Source organism: Pseudomonas sp. C1C7 (genome assembly GCF_013359595.1).
In the GTDB taxonomy this organism is placed as follows: domain Bacteria; phylum Pseudomonadota; class Gammaproteobacteria; order Pseudomonadales; family Pseudomonadaceae; genus Aquipseudomonas.
The window spans coordinates 1-9,789 of record NZ_JABFMP010000072.1; the positions used below are offsets into that span (position 1 = coordinate 1).

The window sequence follows — 9,789 nt, forward strand, 5'->3', positions numbered from 1 at the left end:
CCGGTTTGCTTCGCTGCACCTCCTCTCGATGTGTGCGGCTTCGCCGCACGGCGCTACGCGCCTCACCCCCGGATAAATGCCTCCGCTCAGCCTGCCGACGGGGCGGGTGGATCAAAAGCAAAAGCCAAAGCAAAAGCGCTTGAGGCGAGCTGACACTCGACCTGACTGCGGTTCGCGGTCCCGTGTAGGAGCTGCCGAAGGCTGCGATCTTTTGATCTTGAAAGATCGCAGCCTCGTTCCACTCGACAGCTCCTACACCGGTCTTGGTCGTTCTCTAATGTGCATTCAACCACCAGCCCCGTAGGAGCAAGGCTTGCTCGCGATGGCGGACAATGGGGCAAAGATGTTTATTGACCGATAAAAAAACCGGAACTTTCCCACATGTTTTTCAGGTTGCCCGTCGGAAGTGGGCTCTCTAGCCTTTTGCTTGTCGCTGCAAAATCAGTGATCGGGTTTGGTCGCCCGGGTTTAGAATGGCGCACAGCACCGCGCGAGCGGTTTTTTTGTGCTTGCTTATGGCGAGCTGTGCGCGGGAGGGCTTTGGCCCTGCCGGGTTCCATTCCCTGGTCGACCAACCTGCGTACAGTTCGCCACCCATCTGCTTGGTCGCAGTGAGGGTGAACTCCTGCTTACGAATGGAGATTCACAAATGATCAAACCAACCCCAAATCCCCCCGAATCAGAATCTGTCGCCTACACACTCCTGACGCCCAAAATCCCATCCCACACCCCAAGCCATATCTTCAGAATCGCCCCCGACATCAGCACCGAAACCCTGCTGGCACACGCCTCAGAGTCGCTCGCTTCTGCCAGTGTCATGGCCAGTGATTTCGCGACATTCCTGGAGGGCTCGCAGCGCTGCACCCTGTTGGGGATTGTGCAGGTGATCATGTTGAGTGAGCTGGCGGTGAATCGGGCGCTGGATAATCTCGATCCGCCCTGATTGCACCAATCCCGTGTAGGACCTGCCGAAGGCTGCGATCTTTTGATCTTGAAAGATCGCAGCCTCGTTCCAGTCGACAGCTCCTACAGAAAAGTACGTACCCCATGTAGCAGCTTTTATTCCCCCGACCCACTATCCACTTTCCCACCCTCATACTGATCAAAGAACTCCGGAATCTCATGCTGGTAGCTCTTCAGCCAACGCTGCATCGCCAGTTCGCGTTCTGTCGCGGTGGCGGTCTGGAGTTTGGGGGAGGCGAGGGTGTTGGTGCTTTGCAGTTGCAGCCAGAGTTCGGTTTGCTGCTGTTGGGGCGACGCGGGGCCGGGGTCGATGGCTTGGCTGGTGAGGGGCAGGGCCAGCAGGGTGAGGCAGCAGAGGATGGTGGGTTTCATGGAGTTGCTTCCTACGGAAGTGCCGGGGTGGCGACGGCGGCGACTTGTGCGGCGGCGGTTGGGGAAGGTTTCGCCGGGGATTTGAGTTTTTCCGCGCGGGCCTGGGCTTCGGTGACCTGGGTCGGGCTCAGGCCGGCGCGGCTGACCAGTTCGGCGGCGCGGCTCCAGTCGTCCTGGTAGATCAGCAAGGTGACCATGTTCAGCGCGGCCAGCGTGTCGCTCTGCTTGAGCTCCATGGCGGTGAGGAATTCGAAGCGGGCGTCTTCCAGGCGCAGTTGATTGAGGTAGACCACGCCCAGGTCGTTGCGGATTTTTTCGTCGGTGGGGGCCAGGCGTGCGGCCCGTTGCAGATGCGCCTGGGCCTGACCGTTGTCACCGCGGGCCGCGGCGAGCTGGCCCAGGCCGTGTTCGGCTTCGGCGGCCATGCAACCGCCGAGCAGGCTTTTGTACAAGGGTTCGGCTTCGCTGCGGCCCAGCAGGCGATACACCTTGGCCTTGCGCAGGCGCACATCGGCCATGTTGCCCGGCAGATTTTCCAGATTGGCCAGGCTCGCGTGCAGCTTGCCGTCCCTGGCCATGTCGTCGGCGAGGTTCATCGCCAGTTGCTGTTCGGAACTCAATTTGCCGCAGCTGGCCGAATCGGTCAGGGCGCTCCAGGGTGTCTGGCCGGTGCTCGCGCAGCCGCCCAGCATCAGCAGACTCAAACCGGCTATCAATGCTTTCATCAGATTTCCTCCAGCAAGCAAAGCTAGGAAGCAAAGGCGCGCGTCAGGGCGGTGAAGCCCGGGCCGGCCAGTACGATCAACAACGCCGGGAAGAGGAACAGCATCATCACGACGGACATTTTCGCGGACATCTTGGAAATGTATTCCTGCAGACGCGTCATGCGCCGGTCATCGAGCAACTGCTTGAGCGACAGCAGCGACTTCATGGCGCCGCCGCCCTGATGCAGCAACTGTTGAAGGATCACGCAGGTGTCGGTGAACTCATCCACCGCCATCAGGCGGCTGGCCTTGTGCAGTTCCTCGCCCAGTTCCAGGCCCGAATCAACCCGCGCCAATACCAGGCGCAATTCATGGGTCAGGACCGGCAGCAGTTGTTTGCCGTCGTTGCTCAGCACGCGCAGGGACTGCTCCACCGCCATGCCCGATTCGAACAGGATGCGCAGCAGCGCAATGAAGGTGGAAATCTCGACCGCCAGTTGCTTTTGCCGGTTGTGTGCGGCGGCCGCCAGCAGACGCTTGGGCAGTAGATAACCGATGCCGACCGCGAAGGTCGGAGCGATCCAGTGATTGCTCGTCTGTGGAAAAAACAGCGCCTGGATCAACAGACTCAGCAGCAGCGCCGCGAGCGGAACGCCCACCTGGAACGCGGCGAAATAGGTGCGTTTGCGCGCGGTGCGCCAGCCCAGGCAGTTGAGCAGGGTCTGGGTTTCGTTATCCAGGCTGGCCGTGCGCTGTCCGAGCCGGCTGGCGCCCAATGCATGCAGCCACTGGCTCAAGCGCGGTTCGCTCGGCGCCTTGCCGTCCAGGCGTTGCACCACCTGGCGCGCCCGGCGACGCAGTTCCAATACCACGCTGACCAGCAGCAGGGACGCGGTCAGAAACAGCAGCGAGCTGAGCAGCATCGATGGGTTCATAGGCTTCGCAACATCCGCCACAGCGCCAGGCAGCCGAACACCTGCAAGCCGAGGGCGCTGACCAGCATCATCTGCCCCGAGCCATCGTTCCACATGCTCATCAGGTATTTCGGATTGGTGATCAGAAAGTAACCGGCGACCGATACCGGCAACAGCGCCAGCACCACTGCCGTGACCCGGGTTTCGCCGGTCATGGCGCGTAACTGACGAGCCGCCTGCTCGCGCTCGCGGATCATCTTCATCAGGTTTTCCAGCAGCTCGCTGGCATTGCCGCCGTAGCGATGGTTGACCTTCAATCCCAGGGCGAACAGACGCAGTTCGTCCTTGTCGTACAGCTCGGCAAAGTCCGTCGCGGCATCCGGCAGGCTGACGCCCAACTGCACGCTGCGCTGCACTCGGCCCATGGCATCCCGGAGCGGATCTTCAGAGGCGTTGATGGCGCCGAGCACCGCATCGGCCAGGGTGCGACCGGACTTCAGGCTGCGCACGGTGTGATCGAGCAGCGGCGGCAGTTGCTCGACCATGCGCCGCAGCCTGCGCTGATAACGCCACTGGACATACATTCGCACCAGCAGCGGCGGCAGCACGGCGAGCAGGAGCAACCCAAGCCAGCCGCCGAGCATCAATCCAAGCAGTGCACCCAACCCCCACAGCGTGAGCCACAGCCCCAGGCGCTCCGTGGGTCGGCCCAGGCCGGCCCGCAAAAAGGCGCGTTCCAGACCGGCCCACGAGTTTTTCTGCGTCACCGGTTCCGGCTGCCCGCGGGTCAGGCGCTCCAGCGCGCGCTCGGTGCCGGGTTGGCGCAAGCCGCGCAGGAACAGGCGCACCGACAGCCCGAGCAAGGCCAGGCAAACCAGGATCAGCAGCAGGGGTTTGAGCATGCCGTGGCCTCAGTACGTCGAGGGGGAAAAGTGCGAGTCGCGGCGCAATTTGTCGCCCGCCGGATTCACCGCCTCGCGCAGGAAACCGAAGCCGCTGCGCCGGTCCAGACGGAACAGGGTATTGGTCACATACACGTCCTCGCGCACGCCAACCACCTCCACCACTTCGCTGACGCAGCGGCGGCCGTCGGGCATGCGCGTCAACTGGATCACCACGTCCAGCGCCGCGCAGATCATCTGGCGCAAGGTGCGCTCGGCGATGCTGCGCCCTGTCAGGCCGACCAGGGTTTCCAGGCGCAACAGCGCATCCTGGGCGTTGTTCGCGTGCACGGTGCTCATGGAACCGTCGTGGCCGGTGTTCATCGCGGTCATCACATCGACCACTTCGACGCCGCGGATCTCGCCGAGGATGATCCGGTCCGGACGCATCCGCAGGGCGTTGCGAATCAGGTCGCTGGCCTTGACCTCGCCATGGCCCTCCGCATTCGGCGGCCGGGTTTCCAGGCGCACGACGTGAGGGTGGCCGAGCTGCAATTCGGCGACGTCTTCGATGGTGACGAGGCGTTCGTGAGGGTTGATCAACTGGCTGAGGATGTTCAGCAACGTGGTCTTGCCGGTGCCGGTGCCGCCGCTGATCAGGATGTTGCAGCGCTTGCCCACGGCGTCCTGAAGAAATTCATAGATCGCCTGATCGATGGTCTGCATGGCCATCAGATCGGTGCTTTTGAGCATGTCCTGGCGGAATTTGCGAATCGACAGGCAGGGGCCATCCAGGGCAATCGGCGGAATGATCGCGTTGACCCGGCTGCCATCCGGCAGGCGCGCATCGACCATGGGCGAGGACTCGTCGAGCCGGCGCCCCAGCGGCGCGAGAATGCGCTGGATCACCCGCTCCACGTGATGGGCATCGATAAACCGCAGATCGCTCTGATGCAGCAAACCGTCGCGCTCGATGAACACCCGGTGTGGGCCGTTGACCAAAATCTCGGTCACCGCCGGATCGCGTAACAGAACCTCCAGCGGACCGAAACCGGTGAGTTCGTCGACGATCTCTTCGGCCAGCCGCTCCATCTCATAGCGGGAAATCGCCAGGTGCAAACGCGCGATGTACTCGGCGACTTTGTCGACGACGAACTGCGACAGCACCTGCCGCGAGCCTTCCAGCAGGTTTTTGCCGGACTCCTCGATGGCGTCGATGATGTAGCGGTGCAGCACCAGTTTCAGGCCTTCATGGTCGGTGTTGCCGGCCACCCCGCGCTGGGGGCCGCCGAAGAGTTTTTCAGCGCTCATGGGGTACCTCGCAAGCGACTGAACCAGGACTTGGGTTTGGCCAGGTTTTCGGAACGCTTGGCCAGGCGTTCGCCGAGGGTTTTCAGGCTTTGGGTAAGCACTTCCCGGGGCGCCAGTTCGAACAGGGTGACGCCCTGGTTCTTGGCATTCAGGCGCACCTCGGGGCTGTAGGCGAGGGTGGCGATGATTTCCATGCCGAAGCTTTTGCCCAGGGCATCGGAGTCCGGCGCGACACTGCGCAGATAGCGGTCGACCAGCAGTTTGGCGTGATCGAGTTTCATGCCTTTTTCCCGCCACAGATTGAGCACCGCGAGGTTGCGTCGGCAGTCGATCACGTTCTGGTCGGTGTACCACAGCAGCTTGTCGCAATGGCTGACGAAGGTGCGCAGGGCCTCGCTATCCGGTTGCCCGGTGAGGTTCACCACGATGTGCTGGAAGTGTTGGCGCAGGGCGCTGAGCAGCATGTACAGCTCGGCGGCGCTGGTGTGCTCCAGCGGCTCGTCGTTGCTGGCGTAGGCGAGGATGCGCAGGCCGACTTCGCAGCGGGTGAAGGCGCTGTCGATCAGGGTCGCATCGAGGCGGCGCACGTGGCGCAGCGCATCCCCGAAATAGAACGAACTCTCCAGACCCAGCAACGCCAGGCTGTCGCCGCGAGGCAACCCCAGATCCAGCAGCAGGGTTTGCTGGCCGCTCTTCTGCACCACCTGCGCCATGTGGTTGGCGAGCAGCGCGCCGTCAGCGTTGCTCTGTACCCCGTACAGCACTGTCAGGCCGCCCAGCTGGGTGTTCGGCGCCACTGGCGGCAGGCGTTTACCCAACCGCCGCACCAGCCCGGCGACTTCACTGGAACGCGAGCCGTAGGCGACGAAATCCCGCGCACCGGCACGCATGGCATTGAGCACCAACTGATTGTCCATACCGTCGCCCAACGCGACGATGGCCAGCATCGGCCTGGCTTCCAGCGCGCCTTCGATCAGCGCGCACTGGGCCACCAGATGTTCGCGATCAAGGCCGACGAACACCAGGCTGGCGAAGGTCACCTCAACCAGCGCCAGCAGCTCGTCGAGGCTGTCGCCCGGGGCGCTGACCACCTGGCCCATCGGTGCGAGGGCGCCTTGCAGCCATTCAAGGTCGGTGCTGCTACGCGTGATCGCGAGGAAGGTCTGGCTCAGGTTCTGGCTCATTGCGATAGCCCGCTGCGTTTATCGAAATCACCGTTTTCAAGGAAGTACAGGCGATACCAGTTGGGGTCGTAGTTGCGCAGGTTTTCACCCGGCAACGACGGCAACTTCGCGTTCACCGCCAGCGGCTGGACCAGGTGCGGGGTGACGATCATCAGCAGTTCGCGCTCTTCGCGGTTGATCGAGGAACTGCGGAAAAACGCGCCGAGAATCGGAATGTCGCCAAGGCCGGGAAACTTGTTCACCTGCGAGGTGTTTTGCGTGCTGATCAAGCCGCTGATGACGAAGCTTTCGCCATCGGCCAGGGAGATGCTGGTGTCGGTGCGGCGAATGGTGAAGGCCGGCACGGTGGTGCCGCCGATGGTCACGGCGTTGTTGTAATCCAGCTCGCTGACTTCGGGCGCGACCTTGATCGCGATGTGGTCGTTGCTGACTACCGTCGGCGTCAGCGTCAGGCGGATACCGAATTCCTTGTATTCGATGGAGTAGCTGTTGCTGTTGGCGCTGGGGATCGGGATCGGGATTTCACCGCCGGCCAGGAAGCTGGCGCTCTGTCCGCTCAAGGCCACCAGGCTGGGACGTGCCAGGGTGTAGGCGAAGCCGCTGCCTTCCATGGCATTGATGATCGCCAGGAAGTTACCGCCACCGGCGACGATGTTGTACATGTCGTTGGCCAGCGGAATGCTCGGCACAGCGATGCGCGGATCGAGATCGCGCAGCGGCAGCACCCGTGGTGTCACGGCGGTGTTGGGCACGGTGCCAGGGGAGCCGAACAGGAAGTTGGAGGACTTGCCGTAGATCGAGGTGCTGGCTTCCTTGAGCTTGGTGCGGCTGACCTCGACGAAGCGGATGTCGGTCTGCACCTGCGAGGGCAGCGCCGGTTCATCGGAGGGCAGGCGGGTGGCGGTGGTCATGGCGGCAGTGGCGCGACCTTTCACAAACACCATGCTCTGGCGCGGCGTGCCGGCGCAGGGCGTCCAGACCATCAGGCTGGTGGCGCCGGGGGCCATGCCAGTGAGCAGGAAGGCGTCGTTGCCGTTGACCCGCACGTCGGCGATTTTCGGGTCGCCCACCGCGATTCGGGTAATGGTTACCGGCGACTGGACTTCCTGTTGCATTCCCTCGCCGACCTCCATCGTGGCCGGCATCGGGCCCAGCGCGGAACAATTGGCGCTTGCCGCCAGGGCTGCCGTCGCCGGCACGCCGCTGATCAAGGTGGCCCAGATCAAACCGTTGAACAACGGCACAAAACGTCTGCGCATCTAAGGGCGTCCTTGCTCTGTTTCAGGGATTCTTTTGCGTGATTTCATTGCCGCGGATGACTTCCACAGCCGCTTTGCGCGCGGTTGTGGAGGCGCCGATGGCCATGACATTTTTCGGCGGCGGGGTCATGGCCAGCTCGTTGAACTGGATCAGTTCGCGGTCGGCATTGGCCAGGTTGGCCGCCGAATCGCTTTCACCGGCCCAGTAGCGGGCCAGGCGGTTTTCCTCGGCGCTGCGTACGGCCAGGCGTAGCACCCCGGCTTGCGCGGCGAGCATCAGCCGGCTGATCAGCGGTTCGGGCACGGCCAGCAGCACGGTGCGGGCGCTGGCGCGCTGTTGTTCCTGGCGCAGTCTGTCGTCGTTGCTGTGGGCCGGATTGGCGGGTTGGCCGTCGTTGGTCAGGCCCATCTGCTCGCCCACGCCGAGTACGCGCAGGGCCGGGATTACCAGCTGGGAGGAGGCCTGCGGGTTGCTGGTGTCCATGCGTAGAAACAGCAATACATCGACATAGTCACCGGGCGTGAGTTGTCCGCCGGCGTTGACCACTTCGTCCACGGCCACGGCCAGCGCGCGCTCGTCGGGGCGAATCATCCGCGCCAGGCTGCCGCCGGCTTCGAAACTTTCGTCGTTGAGCCAGCTGCCGGCCTTGAGGGCGCGCCACGGTGTGCGGCCGATGGCTTGATCGAGGCTGGTCAGGCTGCCGGCGGGGACGGTGCGGAGTTTTTCCAGAGCGACGTCGTCGGCGGTGATCTTAGTGAAGGGGGCGATGTCACGCTGCAGCACCACGACGGGATGGCGGGTGGTGTCTTCTGCCTGTGCGGCAACGGTTTGGGGAGCGGCGGGTGCTGGGGTGTCGGCGATTTGTGCGACGGGTGTCGGGGCGGGTTGACGGGTTAGCGTGAGCCCCCAGTAACCGGCAATGACAGCGCCCACCAATGACAGTCCGGCAAGGCTCAGAATGATACGGCTGTTCATGACGGCTCTCCCTTTCCTGCTGCTCTAAAACCTCGTTTTTCCCAACGAGAAAACTTCGCATCTGGCAGTTATGAACATTGAACTATTTCGCTATTTGAACGTAGCGCAGCTAAAGCAAAACGCCATTACGGAGCGGAAAAAAACCATAAAAAGTAAATGATTACGACGAAAGGCCATGTTTTTGGCGCCAAGCGGTCGGCTAATACTTTGTGATTAATCCGTTATTACAGTTGTTGGGGGGCGGAATGCCGACAATGCTGATGCTGGCATAGGGGAATCATGTTGCGCTTTTGCAACATCCTGGTCGTTCAAGGAGATCGGTCATGTCTTTTTCGAAGCTGGTTCAGAAGGTCAAATCGCAAGTGATTTTTGCTCATTGCAAGAAGTTGGTCAGGGATACCGAGGGCGCTTCGGGTATTGAGTACGCGATTGTGGCGGCGATGGTGGCGGTCGTGATTGTTGGGTTTACCTCCGATATTGGCGATTCAGTTTCAACCATATTCACCAAGATCAAAGAAGGGTTGGAGTAACTTTCAGCGTACCTGTCGCCAACTTGCCAATGTAGCGGGTGGGTTCTAATGTCAGCGCTAAGTCCATTAACGGTGTTGCCCATGAACTCTCCTGTGCTTTCACGCCAACAACTTCTTCTGGTCGATGACGAAGAGGATGCCTTGCTCGAGTTGGCGGAGTTGCTGGAGGGGGAGGGCTTCAATTGTTTTACCGCGACGTCGGTGAAGCTGGCGTTGCATCACTTGACGCGTCATCCGGATATTGCGCTGGTCATCACTGACCTGCGCATGCCGGAAGAGAGTGGCATGTCGCTGATCAAGCGCTTGCGCGAGCACACTTCGCGTCAGCATTTGCCGGTGATCGTGACGTCGGGGCATGCGGATATGGAGGATGTCAGTGACATGTTGCGGCTGCATGTGCTGGATCTGTTTCGCAAGCCGATTTATCACGTCAGGTTGTTGGAGACTTTGAACAATTTGTTTCCGTTGCCGGATGTGCGGGCCAGCGGTTCCTGAGTTTTTTTGTGGGAGCGAGCCTGCTCGCGAGCTTTTTGACTGTGTACATATCCGTTGCTGCGGGCGCGGCGGCTGTCGGTTCCGCCCTGACGGTCGGGTCACTTTTGGCAAACGCCCCAAAAGTAACCAAAAAGTCTTGCCCCAACGTTCGGTCCCTCGCTAAAGCTCGGGATCCCTTCGCTCCGGCATTCATCCGGGGG

General features: G+C 61.8%; 11 protein-coding genes. 3 read left to right on the forward strand and 8 right to left on the reverse strand.

The window, feature by feature from the left end:
• Nucleotides 1–649: 649 nt before the first annotated feature.
• Entirely contained in the window at nt 650–943 is a 294-nt protein-coding gene (locus tag HNO86_RS29795) for a DUF6124 family protein (RefSeq protein WP_175380516.1), read from the forward strand.
• A gap of 116 nt (nt 944–1,059) precedes the next feature.
• Here HNO86_RS29795 and HNO86_RS29800 read toward each other — a convergent pair whose 3' ends face one another.
• The 8 genes from HNO86_RS29800 to cpaB are packed head-to-tail and all read right to left on the reverse strand — an operon-like array spanning nt 1,060 to nt 8,564.
• Nucleotides 1,060–1,335: a DUF3613 domain-containing protein gene (locus HNO86_RS29800; protein WP_175380517.1), complete on the reverse strand. Its 276-nt coding sequence runs from the start codon at nt 1,333–1,335 to the stop codon at nt 1,060–1,062.
• An 11-nt stretch (nt 1,336–1,346) separates the two neighbouring features.
• Nucleotides 1,347–2,060, reverse strand: coding sequence for a tetratricopeptide repeat protein (locus HNO86_RS29805; RefSeq protein WP_175380518.1), 714 nt, complete (start codon nt 2,058–2,060; stop codon nt 1,347–1,349).
• 23 nt (nt 2,061–2,083) lie between these two features.
• Nucleotides 2,084–2,962, reverse strand: coding sequence for a type II secretion system F family protein (locus HNO86_RS29810; protein ID WP_372242577.1), 879 nt, complete (start codon nt 2,960–2,962; stop codon nt 2,084–2,086).
• 8 nt (nt 2,963–2,970) lie between these two features.
• A complete protein-coding gene (locus HNO86_RS29815; RefSeq protein ID WP_175380520.1) occupies nt 2,971–3,855 on the reverse strand; it encodes a type II secretion system F family protein in 885 nt (294 codons plus the stop codon).
• A gap of 9 nt (nt 3,856–3,864) precedes the next feature.
• Nucleotides 3,865–5,145 carry a CpaF family protein gene (locus HNO86_RS29820; RefSeq protein WP_175380521.1) on the reverse strand — a complete coding sequence of 427 codons (1,281 nt, stop codon included), beginning with the start codon at nt 5,143–5,145 and terminating at the stop codon, nt 3,865–3,867.
• Entirely contained in the window at nt 5,142–6,329 is a 1,188-nt protein-coding gene (locus HNO86_RS29825; protein ID WP_175380522.1) for a pilus assembly protein, read from the reverse strand. Before HNO86_RS29825 ends, HNO86_RS29820 begins: the two co-directional genes overlap by 4 nt.
• A complete protein-coding gene (locus HNO86_RS29830; protein WP_175380523.1) occupies nt 6,326–7,588 on the reverse strand; it encodes a type II and III secretion system protein family protein in 1,263 nt (420 codons plus the stop codon). The genes HNO86_RS29825 and HNO86_RS29830 overlap by 4 nt, the downstream gene beginning before the upstream one ends.
• A gap of 22 nt (nt 7,589–7,610) precedes the next feature.
• Complete coding sequence (gene cpaB / locus HNO86_RS29835; RefSeq protein WP_175380524.1) at nt 7,611–8,564, reverse strand: Flp pilus assembly protein CpaB; 954 nt, start codon at nt 8,562–8,564, stop codon at nt 7,611–7,613.
• Between the two features lie 323 nt (nt 8,565–8,887).
• On the opposite strand from cpaB, the gene HNO86_RS29840 reads away from it, so the two are divergent.
• Nucleotides 8,888–9,094: a Flp family type IVb pilin gene (locus HNO86_RS29840; protein ID WP_175380525.1), complete on the forward strand. Its 207-nt coding sequence runs from the start codon at nt 8,888–8,890 to the stop codon at nt 9,092–9,094.
• An 81-nt stretch (nt 9,095–9,175) separates the two neighbouring features.
• A complete protein-coding gene (locus tag HNO86_RS29845; RefSeq protein ID WP_175380526.1) occupies nt 9,176–9,589 on the forward strand; it encodes a response regulator in 414 nt (137 codons plus the stop codon).
• Nucleotides 9,590–9,789 lie beyond the last annotated feature (200 nt).